Below are 20,250 nucleotides of genomic sequence, written 5' to 3'. Positions count from 1 at the left end.
ATCGAGCACTATTCGAATCATTTCGTCATTTTTTTCAATAACCCGAAAAAGCCTTTCTTCCGCTCGCTGTTGATGCTCCAGTCGGCGGGGATGCTCTGGTACCCCTCCACAAAACCTTCATCCTTCATGCGATAGTCGAAGTACCCCCAGGAAGCGCCGGCTTTGGTGGCGGCGATGAAGTTGTTGTAGGGTTTGTCGAAATCAAAGTGATCGTCTTCGTTGAACACGATGGGTTGTCCCCCGTAGCTGGATTTTTCCCGAATGGTTTTTACCATCTGCTCAATCCGGGCGGGGTCCTTGACACCATTCCCGTGCACCAGCACAAAATCATTCACTGCCAGCACGTTGTCTACGGGAATAAACCCGCCCCCAAAGCTCGTCGAAACCAGCAATCGGCGGCCGTCCCGCTGCCTGGATTTCACCAGGCTGATGAGTTCATGAATCCGGTTTTCTTTCAGAATTGCGTGGTCGTATTTATTGATATTGCTTTCGTTATTCACTTCTACCAGCACGTTCCGGTAGTTCTTGTCCAATAGCCAGTCCGTAGCATTTTTCACCGCGTTCACTACGGCCGCTTCGTCATTTAGGCGCTCGTCCTGCCCGAAGTAGAAGTACCCCAGGATCACCACCATGCCCAATTGATCGGCCTTGTCCAGAATCTTTTCCAGGCGCTTCGTGTAAACCTCGTCCAGCGAGCCGTCGGATTTGAAGGCGGTGTTGATCCAGGGTTGGTCTTTCGAATAGCCCTGCGGACTACCACCCTGCAAATTGAGCGTAATGGCCAGCAGACCATGGTTTTTCCACGTCGGCATTGCCTTGATGAACTCGTTAGTGTTGCGGTCGGCGTCCCAGGTACCCGTGTCGGGGTACTTCCACAGGATGCGGGTTTCGGGGTTCAGATCGTCATAAATCCCCTGCACCATCCGCGAGTTGGGCAGCAGGCCTTCCAGTTTCATGCCCTGGTAGACTTTGCCTTTCAGGGTGATTTTCTGGTTGATGTAAAAATCTCCGCCCTGAATGGAAACCTCGGTTTTGCGTTTCTGCGCCTGCACCAGGGTACCTGCCATCAGCAGAGCCAGCACTATTTTTTTCATACAAGATTCAAGATTATGGGTTTTCCCAGATTCGTGTCGATTGAATAAGTCAACGGCTGAAAAAAATACTCTATTCCTGGTCCCAAGGCTAGGTTTTTAGCACTATCCTACTACTTTTTATAAAAAATAGCCAAGAAATAGGGTTAGGTTTTCTCCCAAAGCCGCTCCTACTACCAAACAGTGTAATGCATGACCAGACGGCTTACTTCTGAGGAAACCCAAAAACTGTGGCAGGAATATCGCGGGGGCGACATCTACGCGCTGGCCAACCTGATGGAACGTTCCTACCCCGACCTGTTCAACTGGGGGATGCGCCTGCACAGCGACCGCGAGTTTGTAAAGGACTGTATTCAGGAAATGTTCCTGAGTCTATGGAAAATACAGGCCACCATCGCTTCGGTGGACAATGTGCGTTCGTACCTGCTGGTGGTGCTGAAAAGCCGCATTCTGCGCGAACTTTCCAAAAAAGAACATAAACTCAGCGCTGCGCTCACCGATGATTATACGTTTTGCATCGAATTCTCGGCCGATCTCCGCTTCATCGACGAGGAGCACGAGGTGTACCAGTTGCGCAAGCTGGAACAGGTGATCAACCAGCTTTCGCCCCGGCAGCAGGAGCTGATCTACCTGCGCTTTTACCAGAATCTGAGTTTTGAACAGATCGCCGAAGTGATGCAGCTCGGGCGGCAGTCGGTGTATAATCTTTTACAAAAATCCCTGCTGAGTTTGCGCCGGCACTGGGTGGCCGTTTTTCTGGGATTTCAGTTTTTCCAGGGTATAATGTAATCCGGGCGGTATCATGCTACAAACCGATCGAGCAAACCGATGAAAAACTATGAACAGTATAGCGTAGAGGACTTTATCCAGGACGAATCTTTTCGGGACTGGGTGCAGGGCCATGGCCAGCAGGAGACATTCTGGTTGTCGTTCCTGCAAAAGTACCCCAACACATCGGAAGCCTTCCACCAGGCCGAGCGGTTCATCCGCGCCACGTCGGTCGCCGCCGAACCGCTGGGCGAACGGGAAATCCGTACTGAGGTCCAGCGCTTCCTGGAACGCGCCACTGGTTCGGCCGCTGCCTTTCCAGAACAAGTACCTCCAGCTATACGAACGGGCATTTTCCGCAGCTCACGGTTCCGGCAATTCGCGGCTATTGCGGCCCTGGTCGTCATCGGGCTAAGCCTGAGTTGGTACTATACCGACCTCACACCCAAAAAGCAGACTGCTGAAATTCCCCGCCCGCCCGACCGTTTGGTGGCCCAACTGGTAGAAACGAACAATCCCAGCGACGAACCTCTGCGGTTGTTGCTCAGCGACAATTCGGAAGTGATTCTCGGCCCCCAGAGCCAGCTGAGGTACCCTTCCCGTTTTTCGGATACGGAGCGCGTGGTGTACCTGTCGGGAGAAGCGAGTTTCCAGGTCAATCGACAGAACCGGCCTTTCAAGGTCCATACCGGTGAGATGGTCACGAAGGTACTGGGTACCCATTTTGTGGTGAGTGCCTACGAACGAAACCAGAAAATGACAGTGCAGGTGCTGTCGGGCAAAGTCTCGGTCTACCGTTCCGAACCCAACCGGGCGGCCGAAAGCCGGGAACGGAACGGGGTGATTCTGACGGCCAACCAAGCGGCCATCTTTGAAAAAAAACTGCATCATTTGTCCAAAACACTGGTCGCCAACCCGGTCCCGCTCAATAGGAAAGTGTTGCCCATGGACATCCGTTACGACGAGGTACCCTTGTCCGACATTCTGCATCAGCTGGAAAACAGCTACGGAATCACGATACAATTCGATGAGCAGAATTTTAAACCCTGCCAGATCACCGCCACGCTCTCCAACGAAACGTTGTACGAAAAACTGGACCTACTCTGCAAAACCGTTTCCGCCAGCTACGAAATCGTGGACGGGCAGATTGTGCTGAGTGGAGAAGGATGCCGGTGACCCGGTGCAAATGGAAAGTTGAAAAATGCTTAATTTCTCAAACCCGTGACCTATGTAAATCAAGAACAGAATGAATTGAAGAATCCTAAAAAAACGGCAGTAGCGGGGCTACTGCCGACAGGCCGCATCACGAAGCGCTCGCTCGCCAAAGTAAAGACTTCGTGTTGCACGATTCCCTTGAAAAAGAACCATTAACCTTCTACAAAACTATGAAAAAACCCGCTACCAGACAATTCTGGGTTACACTCATGAAGTTCTCCTTTACGCAAAGTCTAGTTATGCTTTTGCTGGTGGGTGTCTCCTACGCACATTCGTCCAAAGCCCAGGAGTACCTTAGCCGCCGCCTGACCCTGCGGGCGGAGAATCAGGAAATCAAAAAAGTGCTGGCTGACATTGAAAAATCGACCGAGGTACGCTTCGTGTACAGTTCGCAGGTAGTCAGTCCGTCGCTTCGGGTATCCATTCAGAAAAACGATGCGACACTGGGCGAAGTGCTGGACAATCTGCTAAAACCACTAAAAATCAACTATGAACTGGTAGGGCGGAAAATCATCCTGTCTGGAAAGCCGTCCGTTACCGAAAAAGCTTCTTCCTGGCTCAATTCGATTCCGGTGCTGGTACCCAAACAACTCGTGCGGGGTTCGGTGATCGACGAAACCGGTGGCGGTTTGCCCGGCGTAAGTGTAGTTATTAAAGGTACCACCCGCGGCACGACCACCGACACGGAGGGCAAATTCGAACTCGATACCCCCGACGGTGAAACGACGCTGGTGTTCAGTTTTGTGGGCTACAAGAGTCAGGAAGTATTGCTGGGCAGCCGTACTTCCCTCAAGATTACCATGGAGCCCGAAAGCAAGGCCCTCAATGAAGTAGTGGTAGTGGGCTATGGTACCCAAAAAGCCAAGGACGTGACCGGAGCCGTGGCGACCATCAACCAGGAAGTCATCAAAGACCTGCCCGTCGCCACCCTCGACCAGAAGATGATCGGCCAGGTAGCGGGCGTCCAGATCACGCAGCCTTCCGGCTCGCCCGGCGGGGGTACCTCCGTAAGGATTCGCGGCAGCGGTTCGCTGGGTGCGGGCAATGAGCCGCTCTACGTGGTGGACGGCATGCCCTACTCGGCCGGCTTGAACCAGAACCTCAATCCGTTGCTGCTGATCAATCCCAACGACATCGAGTCGATCAACGTGCTGAAAGATGCTTCCTCCACGGCTATCTACGGGTCGCGGGGGGCGAACGGCGTCATCATCATCACCACCAAGAAAGGAGCCTTCAACAAAACAAACGTGACCATTTCTGCCATGACGGGCGTGCAGACGGTACCCCAGAAAGGTCGCCCGAATTTGATGGGAGCGCGCGATTTTGCCGAATACCAGCGCAACAAGATCGATATCGCCGTCCGGCGCGCCGAAAACCGTGAGGCTACCCTGGAAGATTATCCGGTGGAGTACCGGGACCTGGATAAATTGCAGGGCAAAGGCACCGACTGGTACGACCTGCTGCTACGCGACGCCGCCATCCATGACTACAACGTGAGCGTGCAGAAAGGTTCGGAAGATTCGCGCATGGATTTCAGCCTGGGGTACTTCAAGCAGGACGGGGTACTGAAATACACCGGCGTGGAACGCTACAGCAGCAAGCTGAGCATGGAAACCGGCATCGGAAAAAACCTGACGATCGGCGGTACGATCCAACCTACCTTCATCACCCAGGACCGCACCAACACCAACTCCAACCGCGAGGATGTGATCGGCGTGGCCAACTGGGCCAACCCCGTCGTGTCGCCCTACGACGCCAACGGCAACCTGCTGCCCTACGTGACTTCTCCCCAAAGCAAGTACCACTCGGCCTGGAGCTTCGCCAATCCGCTGTTCGTGCTGCGTGAAACTACCCAAACCCAGCAGCAGTTCCAGAACCTGGGTTCGGCCTATGTCCAATGGAACATCACCCCCGCGCTGGTGGCCCGCACGTCGCTCAACACCATCTGGTCCACCTCCAAGTTCAATTCCTATACCCCCAGCACGGTGGGCGGCTCCAACCGCCCACCGGTAGCAGGTACGGGGTCATCGTCCAACAACCGCTCGGAGAATTTCAACTGGCTGATTGAGAACACGCTGACCTACAACAAGAGCTTCGGCAACCACCGCATCAACGTGTTAGCGGGCTACACCACCCAAAAAAGCACGTCCAACAGCATCAACCTCAACGCTAGCCCCTACCCCAACGACCTGATCCAGACCATCAACGCCGCCCAGACTATTAGTACTTGGGATCAGAACGTGAACGAATGGAGCATTGTCTCGTACCTGGGCCGGATCAATTACGGCTTTCAGGACAAGTACCTGCTAACCGCCACCATCCGTTCCGACGGATCGTCGCGCTTCGGGGCCAACAACCGTTTCGCCACCTTCCCATCCATTGCGGGAGCCTGGCGCGTGTCGGAGGAGAATTTTTTGAAGGACAACAAAACCATCAGCTCACTCAAGCTGCGGGCCAGTTATGGTACCAGCGGCAACAACAACATCGGTAACTACTCGCACCTGGCGGCGATTAATGCGGGTTCCTACGTGTTTGCCAACAATCTGGTCACGGCTTCCTTCGTGGGCCTTTCCAACCCGTTCCTGACCTGGGAAGAATCCTCACAGATCGACGCCGGCGTCGATCTGGAACTTTTCAAGAGCAACCTGCTGCTGACGGTTGATTTTTACAATCGGAAAAGCAAGAACATGCTGCTCAACGACGTCATTCCGGCTATCACGGGTTTTGGCTCGCAGATCGTCAACAAGGGCAATGTCCGCAACCGGGGCCTCGAGATTTCGCTTGGTGGGAGTCCCATAGCAGGAGAACTGCGTTGGGACGTCAACGCCAACATCGCCTTCAACCGCAACATAGTTCTGTCGCTCAACGACAATAGCGACCGCATCCTGTCGGGCAACAACGACAACAATCCTACGCACATCAGCGTGGTGGGCAAGCCCATCGGGCAGTTCTACGGCTTCATCAACGACGGGGTGTACACCAAGGCCGACATCGAAAATCCCGATATCATCAAAACGCCCCAGGTCTACGAGGGTAACCCCAAGTACCGCGATGTCAACGGCGATGGCATCGTGAGCGATGTATTGGACTACGCCATCATTGGTAACCCACAGCCGAATTTCACCTTCGGGCTTTCCAACAACTTCAGCTACAAGCGGTTCACGCTGGGTGTCATCATCACCGGCCAGCAGGGCGGACAGGTGATGAACGGCCTGCGCCAGTCCATCGACAACCTGCAAGGCTTTTTCAATGTGCGCGCGGCCTGGGTCGACCGCTGGCGGAGTACCGACGACCCTGGTAACGGAATCCTTTCCGGGGTACCCAAGCTGACCCCAAGCTGGGGGCACCGCGTCAACTCATTGTGGGTGGAGGATGCTTCGTTCCTGCGCATTGCCAATGTCAATATCGGCTATTCGTTGCCCGATCTCATGATGCGCAGGACCGGTTTCATCCGCGGCGCCCGCATCTACGCCACGATCCAGAATCTGGCCATGTTCACCCGATACGAAGGCGCCAACCCCGAAGCCCAGTCGCGTAACATCGACAACACGCTGTCGCCAGGGTTCGACATGTCGTCCTATCCGCTGTCGCGCACCTCGTCGATAGGGATTAATGTAACATTTTAAGATAGCTAATGGCTTTGGACATCAACACAATTTTTAATCAGAAAAACAAAGGCTAACGGCCATCAGCTATCAGCTTTTTCAAAACGATCTCAATATGAAAAAGGTACCCCTACTTCTAATCATCGCTTTCCTGACCTCCTGCTCGGATAAATTTCTGGAGCTTTATCCCCAGGCTACCCTGAATGAAGGCAATTTTTACAAAACCGAAACCGAGTTCATCCTGCTGGCCAACGGCTGCTATGTGCCCATGCGCGACTACGAAAAGAACCAGCACTGGGTGCTGGCCGAACTCATCTCCGACAACACCACCCATCAGAACAACATCCGCACCGGCGAGGCCTCGCGCGGCGTGATCGATCAGTTTATTTTGGGTTCAGACAACCGGGCGTACGAGGACTTTTGGGACTTATCGTACAACGGTATCACCCGCTGCAACAAGCTCCTGAGCGAACTGGACCGGGAGGGGGTGACATTTTCCAAAGAATCCTATAAGGACCGCTGCGCCGGGGAAGCCCTGTTCCTGCGTTCGGTGTACTACTTCAATTTGGTGCGGCAGTTTGGTGGGGTACCCTTGGTCACTACCCCCATCACGTCGCAGGAGGCCGTGGGCGTCAAGCGCTCCACCGAGGAACAGGTGTATGCCCAGATCGTGCAGGACCTGACCGAGGCCATCGCCCATTTTGCCAAAGCCCGCGACGTGGCCGAAACCGGACGGGCCAACGAGTGGGCCGCGCAAGGTATGCTGGGCAAGGTACAGCTCACGCTCCACAAGTACCCCGAAGCGCAGCAGGCGCTGCTGGCGGTCATCAATTCGGGCAAGTACCAGTTGCTGTCCAACTACGCCGACCTGTTCAATCCCGCCAACAAGGACTATAAGGAAACGATTTTCGCGATGCAGTACTCTGAGGCCAGCGCCGAGGTAGCCAACCAGTTCATTTTCCTGTTTGCCCCGCACACCTCCGGCGGTGCCGTGACCCTGCGGCCTAACATCAACATCGTGGGCGCGGGCTGGAACCAGCCCACCGACGACCTGATCAACGCCTTCGAGCCGGGCGACGTGCGCAAGGATGTTTCGATCGGCTACTGGAACGGGCTGGACTGGGACAACAAGGTGCGCCCCATCCCCTACTGCAACAAGTACAAGCCGCCCATCGCCGCCCCCGACAACCGCGCCGGGGACAATTTCCCCATCCTGCGCTACTCCGACGTGCTGCTGATGTACGCCGAGGTACTGAACGAACAGGGCAAAACCAGCGAAGCAATTCCCTACGTGCAGCAGGTGCGCAACCGGGCCAAGCTCACCACGCCCATCACCGCCACGGACAAGGGAGCGCTGCAAGACCTCATCGCCAAGGAGCGTCAGGTGGAGCTGTGCTTCGAGAACCACCGCTGGTACGATCTGAAGCGGACGGGCAAAGCCATCGAGGTGATGACCGCCCACGGAAAACGCGAACAGGCCATGAAGCCCTACCTGTATGATGGTGCTTACACGATTACGCCCAATAAGCTGCTGGCCCCGATTCCGGCCAACGAAGTTCTGGTCAATAAATTACAACAGAACCCAGGGTATTAGGTGGTTTGCTTATTTCGTCGTAAGATCGATAAATTAGGGTTCAGGAGTATGAATGAATCGTTTCACTGTTTTTATATTTCTAGTTGAACCATATCGAAAGTACCCTCTTCCGGAGAGCTTTCCCTAAAATAGAAAAAAATCAGGGCCGGTCCCGCCGGGGCGGGACCGGCCCTTTTAAAGCCTGTCTGTATGAAAATCTACAAAAGTATATTTCTGATTTGTTCCATTTTCTTTCTGTGTGAATTTAAACCCGGTGAGGTAAAAAAGGCCGATAAAAAACCAAACATCGTCTACATTCTGGTCGATCAATGGCGAGCCCAGGCAACGGGCTACGCGGGCGACAAAAACGCCCACACGCCCAATCTGGATCGGCTGGCGGCTCAGAGTGTCAACGTCCACAACGCCGTGTCGGGCATGCCGGTGTGTTCGCCGCACCGCGCGTCGCTGCTCACGGGACAGTACCCCCTCACCCACGGCGTTTTTATGAATGACGTGTTACTGGATACGAATAAAGTCACGCTAGGAAAGGTACTGACCCAAAACGGGTACACGACGGGCATCATCGGCAAATGGCACGTCGACGGGCATGGCCGCCGCAGCTACATACCGCCCACCCGGCAGCAGGGATTCGAGTACTGGAAAGTGCTGGAATGTACCCACAACTACAACCACTCGGAGTATTACATCGGCGACTCCCCCGAAAGAAAAGTATGGGATGGCTACGATGTGATCGCCCAGGCCGACGATGCCTCGAAGTACATTAAGGAAAAAGCCAGACAGGATAAACCGTTCGCGCTGATCATATCCATGGGCGCTCCGCACGATCCCTACCAGACCGCTCCGGAGAAATACCGTAAAATGTATGAAAACAAAGAGCTCATCCTACGCGACAACATTCCCGCCGACAAGCGCGAGCGGGCCATCGAAACCCTGCGGGGGTACTATTCGCACATTGCCGCCATCGACGACAACATTGGCAAGCTCTGGCAAACGCTAAAAGATGCGGGCGTCGAGGAGAACACGATTCTGGTTTTCTCGGCCGATCACGGCGACTTACTCGGTTCGCACGGAGACTGGAACAAGCAGCAGCCCTACGAAGAGAGCATCCGGGTACCTTTTTTGATTCATTATCCCGCCGTTCTAGGCAAAACCGCTCAAACCTCCGACCTACTGCTCAACACGCCCGATATCATGCCTACCCTGCTTGGTATGGTTGGTATCTCCATCCCCAACTCCGTGGAAGGGAAGGATTTTTCGAAAGTTCTGAAAGGGGAAAGTAAGAACAAGGTAGAAGAAACACTCATTTCCTGCGTGCAACCCTTCGGCCAATGGTCGCGGGCACGGGGCGGCAAAGAGTACCGTGGCATCGTGACGCAGCGCTACACCTACACCCGTGACCTGAACGGTCCATGGCTGCTGTTCGACAACGAAAAAGATCCTTTCCAGCTGAATAATCTGGTTGGAAAACCGGAAGTCAAAAAGATCCAGGCCGATCTGGACAAGCGATTGAATAAAGTACTGCGTGAGCGCAACGACCAATTCCGGCCCGGCCTCGAATACGTCAGGCAATGGAACTACGTCATCGACGAAACAGAAACGGTACCCTACAATAAAATCAATTACGAAGGTAAGCCGATTGTGGAGTAGAGGTACCTTGGTCCTAACGCAGACAGCCAATTCCATTGCGGCAATTCCATTGCGGGTTTAAAACGCTGTCTGCGTTCATTGGGAAGTAGGATTGTAAAAATAATTCTTTGATTATAGACACAAAGAATTTCCGTGCACGCCATGCTAGCTTCTCTCCTCTTCTTACTGTTCCTGCCATTCGCAATAGGTACCATCGATCCCCCAGCCGCTCCTCCCCCCAATATTATTTTCATCATCGGGGACGACATCTCGGCCGAGGACATCGGCTGCTACGGCAACCCAAAAATCCGCACGCCCAACATCGACCGCATGGCGAAGGAAGGGATTAAATTCACCAATTTCTACCTCACGGCCAGCTCGTGCAGTCCCAGCCGGACGAGTATCCTCACCGGCCGGTACCCCCACAATACCGGCGCGGCCGAACTGCATACGCCCCTGCCCGCTCACCTCGATTATTTCCCGGAATTGATGAAAAAAGCGGGGTACTACACGGCGCATTCGGGCAAATTCCACGAAGGCCCCAACACCCGCCGCGCCTACGATGTGATGGTAAACGATCGGAAATTGGTGGGTGAGGGTGGCGAACAGCAATGGGTACCCCTGCTGCAAGCCCGGCCCAAAGACAAGCCTTTTTTCTTCTGGTTAGCTCCTTTTGACGCCCACCGGCCCTGGTCGGCGGTGGACAGTTTTCCGCAGCCACACAATCCGGGTACCGACATCACCATTCCTCCCACCCTGCTCGACACCAGGGGTACCCGCACCGATCTGGCCGATTATTACAACGAAATAGGACGCATCGACCGCTACCTAGGCGAATTGCAGCGCGAACTCGATCGGCAGGGCATCGCCGATAACACGATCATCATCTTTATGGCCGACAACGGCCGTCCTTTTTCGGGTAGCAAAACGCGCGTGTACGATACGGGGATGCGTAGCCCGTTCGTCATCAAATGGCCTGCGGGAATTAAAAATATGAACGCCGTTTGTGCGAGTATGGTCAGCAGCATCGACCTGGCACCCACTTTACTGGAAGCCGCCCAGGCCGGGCCGTCGGCCACGGTGCAGGGCGTGAGTTTCTTTGATTTGTTAAAAAATCCAGATAAGAAATTCAGGAACTACGTTTTCTCGGAGCATAACTGGCACGATTACGCCGCCTACGAGCGGGCGGTGCGTACGAAGGACTACCTCTACCTGATCAACCGCCGGCCGGAACTCACCAACGAAGGGCCCATCGACGCCAACCAAAGTCCGTCGGCGCTGGACCTGAAAGCGGCCCGCCAGGAAGGAGCCCTGACGCCCATTCAGGAGGATGTATTCCGCGCGCCTCGCCCGCCCGAGGAGTTTTTTGATGTCCGGACCGATTTGATTCAGGAGAAGAATTTGATTGATGATCCGGCCTACGCGCAAAAAGTAGAAACCCTGCGAAAGGTACTTAACCAATGGCAGGACGAAACGGGCGATACCTTTCCCGAAAACATAACGCCCGACTGGTATCACCGCGACACGGGCAAACCGCTGCCTGCCAAAGACCAGCGGGGCGAGATGCCCGGCGCGGCCAAAAACGCCGATCGGATTAACAAAAAAGGACCTTTTTAAAATTTAGTAGATATGAGATATGAATTATTAGATAGGAGAGTTGGTAAAATCGTTTTTGCAATTTTACTCTTTGTAGCCTCATTTTTGGCGAAAGCCCAAACCTCCGACAAGCCCAACATCCTGTGGATTGTGAGCGAGGACAATAGCCCTTTCATCGGGGCCTATGGCGACACATTTGCGACCACCCCCAACATCGACAAGCTGGCCACACAAGGAGTACTTTATACCAATGCCTTCGCCACTGCCCCCGTGTGTGCGCCCTCGCGCTCGACGCTCATCACCGGCATGTACCCGCCCTCGCTGGGCACCGAGAACATGCGCAGCACCTACCCCATCCCTGATTTTGTCAAATTCTACCCCAAGTACCTGCGCGAGGCGGGGTACTATACCAGCAACAATGTCAAGAAGGATTATAATGTAGATCAGGACCAGGAAGATGCCTGGGACGAGTCGAGCAATAGTGCTACGTACACAAAGCGCAAACCCGGTCAGCCGTTTTTCGCCATCTTCAACACCACCATTTCCCACGAGAGCTGCCTGCATACTTTTATTCCTAATGACAAATTGCGCCACGACCCGGCCAAGGTACCCATCCCCCCCTATCACCCCAATACGCCCGAAATGCGGCACGACTGGGCGCAGTACTACGACAAGGTGGAGGACATGGATACCTTTGTGGGCAAGGTTCTGGCCGACCTGGAAGCTTCAGGCGAGGCGGAGAATACCATTGTCTTCTATTACAGCGACCACGGCGGGGTGCTGGGCCGCAGCAAGCGGTTCATGTACGAGTCGGGGCTGCATATTCCGATGGTGATCCGTTTTCCTAAAAAATACGCGCATCTGGCGCCCGGCCAGCCCGGCACCAAAACCGACCGGATCGTCACGTTCCTGGACTTTGCCCCTACCCTGCTGAGTCTGGCCGGGGTACCTATCCCTGATTACATGCCCGGCAAGGCCTTCCTGGGTACCCAGAATACGCCCGAACGCCAATATGCCCACGCCTTCCGGGGCCGCATGGACGAGCGCATCGACCTGGTGCGTTCCGTGCGTGACAAGAAGTACCGCTATATCCGCAACTACATGCCGCATAAAATCTACGGGCAGTACCTCGAATACCTGTGGAAAGCCCCATCGATGGGCTCCTGGGAGGCCGCCTACAAGGCAGGGACTCTGAACGACGTGCAAAAGAAATTCTGGGAGACCAAGCCCGTCGAAGAACTATTCGATGTGGATGCCGACCCGCACAATGTCAACAACCTGGCCGGCGATCCCAAGTACGCCGCCATTCTGAAAAGGATGCGTCAGGCCAACCACGATTACGTCATTGATAGCAAAGACGTGGGCTTCCTGCCTGAAGCCATGATGGAGGAGATTTCGGGTATCATCCCGCTGTACGACTACGCCCGCAGCGGCCATTATGAGGTAAAAAAGGTGGTTGAAACCGCCGAGTTAGCCTCGCAGGGCGATCCGAAGAACGTGGAAAAAATGATGAAAATGCTGAAAGACAAAGACCCCATCATCCGCTACTGGGCTGCTACGGGCTGCACCATTCTGGGCCACCACGCCACACCGGCCAAGTACGATTTGCTGTCGCTTCTCAGCGACAAGGAAGTGAGCGTCCGCATTGCTGCGGCCGAGGCTTTGACCAAACTGGGCGAAAAGCAAAAGGCAGTCGATGCGCTGATCGACGCCCTCAAACAAGGCAACCAGATGGCGCGGGTGCAGGCGCTCAGCGTACTGGATCAGCTGGGAGACGAGGCCCGCAAGGCCTACCCGGCCGTGAAAGCGGTGATTGTGGGTGAGAAAGTGGACGGCAGCTACGACATCCGCGCCGCCGAACGGATCATCGCCAAAGCCGAGGGCAAGTAGGGTATTAAGACTTACATAAAGGGGGTACCTGCTCGAGCAGGTACCCCCTTTATGTTGACAACCCGTAACGCGTTACAACAAATAATATTCCTCCCAACCCTTGCGGGGGGCAGCTCCAGCAAGCAGGAAATTGGCCAGCGGATTGTTGGTGATCCGCTGCGTTTCGCGGTCGAATAGGAGTTTGGTATTCAGGCGCTGGGCCAGTACCCCCAGGTTGAATACCTGACTTAACGGTCCGGCTATTTCGAACGACGAGCGGCATTTTTCTTCTCCCTTGCAGCCTTTGAGGAAGTTGGCAAAGTGGTTGGATGGACTCGCGGGTACCTCCGGTAACTTTGAGGCCATGTCTTTGGCTTTCTCTTCTGGAATAATGGACAGGGTACTCCCGTGCGAACCACCTTTGAAGGTCAACTCCTTGCTATAAATGATCTTGCCCGGATTCAGTTTGGCTGGTTGCAATTTCCCATTGCTGGGTGGGGGTATGTTGGGGTCAATTTCCGATACGCCATAGCCCGCCGGAACACTCGGAATATTGGTCAAGCCGTCATACCAGTTGATTTCCAGCGGCGGCATGGTACCCCGCTTGGGAAACTTGAACGAAAGCGAGGTAGACATCGGAAAGAAGAACGGATTGTGCCCTTCCAGCATCACCGGGTCAATTTCGTAGGGCAGGCCCAGGTTCAGGAACTGATGAGCCGTATCGATGATGTGCGCGCCCCAGTCGCCCAGGGTACCCATGCCGAAGTCGTACCAGCAGCGCCACTGTCCGTTGACAAAATCCTTCTGATAATCGTGTTCTTGCGCCGTCATGAGCCAGGTATCCCAATCCAGCGTCTTCGGAATCGGCTCGCCGTTCGGAAAATGTGTCATTTTGGGGTCCCAGTCGTGCCAGCGGCGGCGGCTGTTCATGTGGGCCGTGATGGAGGTGACGTCCTTAATAATGCCGGCGTCGGTCCAGGCTTTGAACTGAAAATAGTTGGCGTCTGAGTGTCCCTGGTTCCCCATTTGGGTAGCTACCTTGTATTTCGCCGCACCTTTCATCATCAGCTCCACTTCTCTGAAGGTACGGGCCATGGGTTTTTCCACGTACACGTGCTTGCCCTGTGACATGGCCAGCATGGTGATGGGGAAGTGAGAAAAATCGGGTACCCCCACACTCACGGCCTCAATGTTTTTGCCCATTTTATCAAACATCTCCCGGAAATCCTGAAAACGGGGTACGTCCGGAAACTGCTTCAATACGGCCAAGGTATGCGGTGCTCCCATGTCCACATCACAAAAGGCCACGATATTGGCCAGGCCCGTGGCGTGCAAAGCTCTGGTGATTTCTCCACCCCGGTTGCCGATCCCAATGCAGGCCAGGTTCACTTTGTCGCTGGGGGCTACGTGTCCCAGCGATTTACCGATGGTCCGGGACGGAATAAACGAGATGCCCGCCGCCGCGCCCAGGGCCCCTGCCTTCACGAAATTTCTTCTGTTCATATGATTCTGTTTTTATTCACCTTTTACTATCAGACGATAAAATAGGCAGGTACCCCTTGTTTCAGCGGATTGGAAAGTGGGGTTGAGGGCTCCGGTTTACCGTCAGGTATTTATCCGAAGCTAGTTTTAAAAATATCCTGTACAAGACTAAGTAATTAGCCCGGCTGAATCGTCTTGCTAATAAATACGGAATAACAATATTTGAATAGTACGTTTTCTTTTTCTAAAAGCAGGGTACCCTAATGCAGGAAAAATACTATCACATCCCGGAGAAATCGCTACCGAACAAATCCGTTTCCACGCCACTTCCTGTCAATCATGAGGGGTTTTCGGAAACCGATTTATCCGAAAAAATAATTCAGCAAGCGTTCCAGAACGACCCCAATGAGGGCATTCAGTGCCTTTTCCACTGCTACCACGCTCTGCTGTGCAGTCATGCCGTGCGCTTTGTGTCGTCCAAGGCCATTGCCGAAGACATCGTCTCCGATATTTTCTACGAATTTCACGCCCGCCAGCTCTACCACACCATCACCACCTCCTACCGGGCCTACCTGTTTGCTTCGGTGCGCAACCGTGCCTTCGATTATGTACGCCGGGAGGTGCACCGCAGCAATTCTCTGGAATATGCGGCGCATGTAAGCATCCAGTCGGCGCAGGAGCCCGATTCCATCACCCAATACGAAAACCTGTGCCAGGATGTAGAAGCTGCCATTGGTGGCATGCCCATCAAGCGGCGGCAAATTTACCTCATGCACCGTTTTGAGGGTAAGAAAAACCCTGAAATCGCCCGGGAACTGAGCTTATCCATCCGGACAGTCGAGGCCCATTTGTACCAGGCCATTCGGCAAATCCGGGAAGAGCTTCGTTCCAAATGGTTTCTGCTTGTCCTTTTTTTGTACACTGAGTACCCTGCTAATCATCGCTCCGATCAGGACTTTACGCCCACCAATCCTGCCCCTATGAACACTTCTCCGCACGACGATCTCCTGTTTCGCTATTTCTCCGGACAGGCCAGCAGCTTACAAAAGAATCAGATTGAAGAATGGCTTCGGGATACCTCCAACCTGGCTCTGTTCTACCAAGCGCTGGCCCGGTGGGAAAAGCAAAATCTTCAGTACCAAACCGATACGAAGGAGGCTATACGCCGCCACATGCAGCGCATGGAAAATCTCACCCAAGATTCCGCGAGGCAGGAATTGTCCCGACCAGCGGGCGCTGATTGGCGGCGCAGGACACCCCGGTACTGGCTGGCTGCCGCCTCGGTAGTACTGCTGCTGTGCGCAGCTATCGGCTTGTACCATACCTTTTTCCAATACAAAACCTACGCGACTGAGTATGGCCAGACCCTATCGTTTGGCCTACCGGACGGCAGTCAGGTGACTCTCAACGCCAATTCGTCGCTCCGCCTTCCCCGCTTCGGCTTCGGGGACGATTCCCGGGAAGTGTTTCTTCAGGGAGAAGCCGAATTTCAGGTGAAGCACACCCACAACAACGCCCGGTTTATCGTAAAAACACCCTATGCGCTGGATGTAGTCGTTCTAGGTACCCAGTTTTCTGTCTTTGCCCGTAGCCGGGCCACGCGGGTGGCTCTTACGCAGGGAAAAGTACAGCTTTTCTATAAAGCCGGTAAGAAGGTTCAGAAAAAGAGCATGAAGCCCGGCGAGTTGGCCACGCTGGACCAACGAGGCCACCAGGTGGCCATCACCCCGATGGAGAATCCCGCCGCACCGACCGCCTGGAAAGAGCATCGCTTCGTATTCTCGGCCACTCCACTATCCGAAATTGCCCTTATGGTCCAGGAAGTATTTGGGGTCAAGATACTGATTCTGGAGCCCGCCGTGGCACAGATGACCGTGTCGGGATCTTTCACCGCCCACGATGCCGAAGAACTCATAGAAACCCTGGCCGAGGCTTCTACTTTGACGTATAGTAAAAACAAACGAACCATTACAATCCAAACCCAATCGAACTAACCTGCTTAATCAAACAATACCCATGAAAAAACAAGTACTCGCTCTCTTGTGCGTGACCGCGGCCCTGGGCAGCTACCCACCCGGAGCTCATTCCCAGCTTTTCGCCCGCAATCAGCATGCACGCCCTCTGGTGGACACCCCCTCCCCTGCACGCGACAAAAAGCAGCTAAAAGCCGTGCTTCAGGAATTGAAAGACCATTACAAAGTGGATATTCTTTATTTCGACAGTGTGGTCGAAGACAGAGAGGTACCGGCATCAGCGATTGATGTAAAACAGCAGCTGGATAAAAATCTGGACGCCCTGCTGCGCCCGCTGGGTTTGGTATATAAGAAAACCAAATCAGGTACCTACGTGATTACCAAAGAAAACAATGCCCCGGCCCAAAACACGCCTCGAAAACAGGCTTTCAATTCGCCCTTTGAAACGGAGACACTAGCTCCATACAGGACGCTGGTGCAGGCCATCACCGGTACTGTAACCGACGAAAACGGCACCGGACTACCCGGCGTGAGCGTGGTGCTGAAAGGTACTACCCGCGGTACCACTACCAACGGTGAGGGTATCTTTGAGCTGGATGTACCCGGCAGCGAGTCTGTACTTATTTTCAGTTTTGTGGGCTACACGAGCCAGGAAATCACCGTGGGTAATCAGACGAATATTTCCGTGAAGCTACAGGCCGACGTCGCCAATCTCTCGGAAGTGGTGGTGGTGGGTTTTGGTACCCAGAAAAAAGCAACCATGACCAGTGCCGTGTCCACGATCCAGAGCGAGCAGATTACGGCCCGACCCGTGAGCAATGTACAACAGTCTTTACAAGGCCTGGCGCCCGGCCTCACGGTACTGGACCGCGGCGGAGCACCGGGCCGTTCCAGTGCCACCATGCGCGTACGGGGCATCACCACCCTGGGCGATAACTCGGCTCTGGTTATCGTGGATGGCGTTGAACAGACGTTGTTCGACATGAACCCGGAAGATATCGAGTCGGTCACGGTACTGAAAGATGCTTCTTCCACCGCCATTTATGGTTCTCGTGGCGCGAATGGGGTAATTCTGGTCACGACCAAACGGGGGAAAGCCGGAAAGGTATCGGTCGCCTACAATGGCTATTATGGCATTCAGAATTCGATCAATGCCCCGGAAATGATGGGGCTGGAAGCCTACATGCGTCTGGAGCAGACTGCCTACAAAAATGTCGGAGCGGCGGTACCCGATCGCTACACCGACGAATCCATCAATACCTGGATCACTACGACCGACCGGCTGAAATATCCGTTGCCCAATACCTGGTTTCAGACTTTGCTCAAACCCGCTCCGATGTCCAACCAGACTCTTTCGGTGAGTGGGGGAAATGAAAATTTCCGGGCGCGGGCCAGTGTACGGCTGATGGACCAGAAGGGCGTGGTGCAAAACTACGGCAGCCAGGTAAAAGAACTTCGCCTGACCACCGACTTTACAGCATCGCCCAAAATCCGGTTTAGTGCCGACGCTAACTACCGCTACAATACCTCTACGACTCCATCCGTCAACGCCATCAATAACTTTTTCCACGGCGCGCTGTGGGCGGTCCCCAAGTACCCCGATGGTACCTACGGTCTGAGCCAGCAAGGCAACAACCCCCTAATGTACCTCGAAATTGGCGGACTGTCGCGCCAAGCCGTGGACCGGATCGTGGGGAACGTAAAAGGCGAATGGGACATTCTCGACGACCTTACGTTGTCCGTTCAGGTAGCCGGGAATTATACAGGTACGTACCAGAAAGACTTTAACAACGCCTACACCAACCGCGACCAGAACACCGGCGTAGTCAAAACGGTGGCTAACAACACCCTCACCGAAACCCGCAACCAGCAGCGCGAATACACCATCACCGACCTGCTGACTTATCATCACACCTGGGGCAATCACGATTTCAGCATCATGGGCGGGTACCAGGAGTATTACTATCAGTATTTCGGTCTGAATGCGTACCGTCAGCAGTTTTACAACAACGACATTCAGTCGATCAACCAGGGGATCAACGATGGTACCAAGAACAACGGTGGCTACGACGAAGAAGGCGGTTTGCGGTCTTTTTTCAGTCGGATCAACTATACCTTTGCTAACAAGTACCTCCTGGAAATCAACGCCCGTCGTGACGGTTCGTCGCGGTTCTCGCCCGCGCGGCAGTTTGCCTTTTTCCCATCGGGTTCGGTAGGATGGCGTATTTCGGAGGAAGACTTTTTCAGTCCTTTGAAAAATGTATTTCATGAGCTCAAACTGCGGGCTTCGTATGGGCAGACGGGTAACCAGGCCATTTCGCCCTATTTGTTCTTCCCGCAGCTATCGGCCAGCAGCTACACCTTCGGCGGTACCGTCGTGACCGGCTACCGGCAGTCGACCCGCATCGACCCCTCGGTGACCTGGGAGACCAACACGCAAACCAACTTCGGTCTGGACGCCGCCTTGTTTCAGAAAAAGCTTTCTGTGACGTTTGATTATTACAAAAAAATCACCGACGGTATCCTGCTCAACCTGCCCATTCCGCTCACGATCGGGCTGCTGCCTGGTCCGCAAAACGCCGGGATTGTGGAAAACAAGGGGGTAGAGCTGGGCGTAAACTACCAGAACACCGCGAAATGGGGCTTGAATTACAGCCTGGGAGGAAATTTCTCGATGAACAACAACAAGGTCAAGAGCCTGAACGGTACCGGCCCCTATATTACCGGATCGGACATCGATCCCCGCTACATCATTCAGGAAGGACTGCCCATTAACGCGCACTGGGGCTACCAGACCAACGGCCTCATCCAAACGCAGGCCGAAGCCGACGCGACACCATACTTCCAGCGCTCGGCCAAGCCCGGCGACGTGGCTTTTGTGGATCAGAATGGCGACGGCATCATCACAACCGCCGACATGACCATGATCGGCAATCCCTTTCCGAAGTATTCGTTCAGCCTCACCAGTGGGCTGGGCTATAAGAATTTTCAGTTGAATTTGTTTTTTCAGGGTACCGCCGATGTCGACGTCCGGCTGTCGGGAGCTCTGGCCGAGCAGGGTAACTACGAGGGTTTTACCAGCAAAATATACACAGACAACTACTGGACGCCCGAACGTACCGACGCGCGCTTTCCCCGGCCCACCAAGCTGGATTTGAGAAACCAGGCTACGACCGATCGCCTGATTATCGACGGGTCATACTTCCGACTCAAAAATGTGCAGCTGGTCTACAACATACCAGGTACCTTCAGCAAGAAATTCTGGGTGCAGCGCGCCAGCGTGTATGTGTCGGCTTCCAACGTGTTCACCATTTCGAAGCTGAACGAATGGAACCTGGACCCCGAAGTAGAATCGGGCCGGGCGGTTTACTACCCCCAGACGGCATTGAAAACCATCGGCGTTAACCTCCAATTTTAATTTTTCCTGATTA

General features: G+C 54.2%; 11 protein-coding genes. 9 read left to right on the top strand and 2 right to left on the bottom strand.

Translation table 11 applies throughout. From position 1 onward, the window contains the following. Window positions 1-17: 17 nt before the first annotated feature. Window positions 18-1,094 (bottom strand): hypothetical protein, encoded by a 1,077-nt coding sequence (locus tag GBK04_RS22540; RefSeq protein ID WP_152763614.1) that lies wholly within the window; start codon window positions 1,092-1,094, stop codon window positions 18-20. A gap of 189 nt (window positions 1,095-1,283) precedes the next feature. Between GBK04_RS22540 and GBK04_RS22535 the strand changes: the two genes are divergently transcribed. The 7 genes from GBK04_RS22535 to GBK04_RS22505 all read left to right on the top strand — a co-directional run bounded on the left by GBK04_RS22535 (window position 1,284) and on the right by GBK04_RS22505 (window position 13,385). Beyond that, the gene (locus GBK04_RS22535; RefSeq protein ID WP_152763612.1) at window positions 1,284-1,880 is read left to right on the top strand and encodes an RNA polymerase sigma factor; all 597 of its coding nucleotides are present in this window, start codon (window positions 1,284-1,286) and stop codon (window positions 1,878-1,880) included. A 39-nt stretch (window positions 1,881-1,919) separates the two neighbouring features. Continuing rightward, window positions 1,920-3,035 (top strand): FecR family protein, encoded by a 1,116-nt coding sequence (locus GBK04_RS22530; protein ID WP_152763610.1) that lies wholly within the window; start codon window positions 1,920-1,922, stop codon window positions 3,033-3,035. Window positions 3,036-3,244: 209 nt separating this feature from the next. After that, complete coding sequence (locus GBK04_RS22525; RefSeq protein ID WP_152763608.1) at window positions 3,245-6,700, top strand: TonB-dependent receptor; 3,456 nt, start codon at window positions 3,245-3,247, stop codon at window positions 6,698-6,700. Window positions 6,701-6,794: 94 nt separating this feature from the next. Further along, window positions 6,795-8,273, top strand: coding sequence for a RagB/SusD family nutrient uptake outer membrane protein (locus GBK04_RS22520; RefSeq protein WP_152763606.1), 1,479 nt, complete (start codon window positions 6,795-6,797; stop codon window positions 8,271-8,273). Between the two features lie 189 nt (window positions 8,274-8,462). Then, window positions 8,463-9,920, top strand: a complete 1,458-nt coding sequence (locus GBK04_RS22515; RefSeq protein WP_152763605.1) for a sulfatase family protein — start codon at window positions 8,463-8,465, stop codon at window positions 9,918-9,920. Between the two features lie 141 nt (window positions 9,921-10,061). Next, the gene (locus GBK04_RS22510) at window positions 10,062-11,516 is read left to right on the top strand and encodes a sulfatase family protein (RefSeq protein ID WP_152763603.1); all 1,455 of its coding nucleotides are present in this window, start codon (window positions 10,062-10,064) and stop codon (window positions 11,514-11,516) included. Window positions 11,517-11,600: 84 nt separating this feature from the next. Continuing rightward, window positions 11,601-13,385, top strand: a complete 1,785-nt coding sequence (locus tag GBK04_RS22505; protein WP_373331232.1) for a sulfatase-like hydrolase/transferase — start codon at window positions 11,601-11,603, stop codon at window positions 13,383-13,385. Between the two features lie 72 nt (window positions 13,386-13,457). On the opposite strand, the gene GBK04_RS22500 is transcribed toward GBK04_RS22505, so the two are convergent. Further along, window positions 13,458-14,867 carry a Gfo/Idh/MocA family oxidoreductase gene (locus GBK04_RS22500; protein WP_152763599.1) on the bottom strand — a complete coding sequence of 470 codons (1,410 nt, stop codon included), beginning with the start codon at window positions 14,865-14,867 and terminating at the stop codon, window positions 13,458-13,460. Window positions 14,868-15,109: 242 nt separating this feature from the next. Between GBK04_RS22500 and GBK04_RS22495 the strand changes: the two genes are divergently transcribed. Next, on the top strand, window positions 15,110-16,840 hold the full coding sequence (locus GBK04_RS22495) for a sigma-70 family RNA polymerase sigma factor (protein WP_152763597.1): 1,731 nt from the start codon (window positions 15,110-15,112) through the stop codon (window positions 16,838-16,840). A 22-nt stretch (window positions 16,841-16,862) separates the two neighbouring features. After that, window positions 16,863-20,237: a SusC/RagA family TonB-linked outer membrane protein gene (locus GBK04_RS22490; protein ID WP_152763595.1), complete on the top strand. Its 3,375-nt coding sequence runs from the start codon at window positions 16,863-16,865 to the stop codon at window positions 20,235-20,237. The last annotated feature ends 13 nt before the right edge of the window (window positions 20,238-20,250 follow it).

The organism is Salmonirosea aquatica (genome assembly GCF_009296315.1).
Lineage (GTDB): Bacteria > Bacteroidota > Bacteroidia > Cytophagales > Spirosomataceae > Salmonirosea > Salmonirosea aquatica.
This window is presented reverse-complemented; position numbering and strand designations above follow the sequence as displayed.

Coding starts and splice junctions, on each gene's coding strand:
- GBK04_RS22540 (WP_152763614.1), bottom strand. CDS start 1,094: ATGAAAAAAATAGTGCTGGCTCTGCTGATGGCAGGTACCCTGGTGCAG.
- GBK04_RS22535 (WP_152763612.1), top strand. CDS start 1,284: ATGACCAGACGGCTTACTTCTGAGGAAACCCAAAAACTGTGGCAGGAA.
- GBK04_RS22530 (WP_152763610.1), top strand. CDS start 1,920: ATGAAAAACTATGAACAGTATAGCGTAGAGGACTTTATCCAGGACGAA.
- GBK04_RS22525 (WP_152763608.1), top strand. CDS start 3,245: ATGAAAAAACCCGCTACCAGACAATTCTGGGTTACACTCATGAAGTTC.
- GBK04_RS22520 (WP_152763606.1), top strand. CDS start 6,795: ATGAAAAAGGTACCCCTACTTCTAATCATCGCTTTCCTGACCTCCTGC.
- GBK04_RS22515 (WP_152763605.1), top strand. CDS start 8,463: ATGAAAATCTACAAAAGTATATTTCTGATTTGTTCCATTTTCTTTCTG.
- GBK04_RS22510 (WP_152763603.1), top strand. CDS start 10,062: ATGCTAGCTTCTCTCCTCTTCTTACTGTTCCTGCCATTCGCAATAGGT.
- GBK04_RS22500 (WP_152763599.1), bottom strand. CDS start 14,867: ATGAACAGAAGAAATTTCGTGAAGGCAGGGGCCCTGGGCGCGGCGGCG.
- GBK04_RS22495 (WP_152763597.1), top strand. CDS start 15,110: ATGCAGGAAAAATACTATCACATCCCGGAGAAATCGCTACCGAACAAA.
- GBK04_RS22490 (WP_152763595.1), top strand. CDS start 16,863: ATGAAAAAACAAGTACTCGCTCTCTTGTGCGTGACCGCGGCCCTGGGC.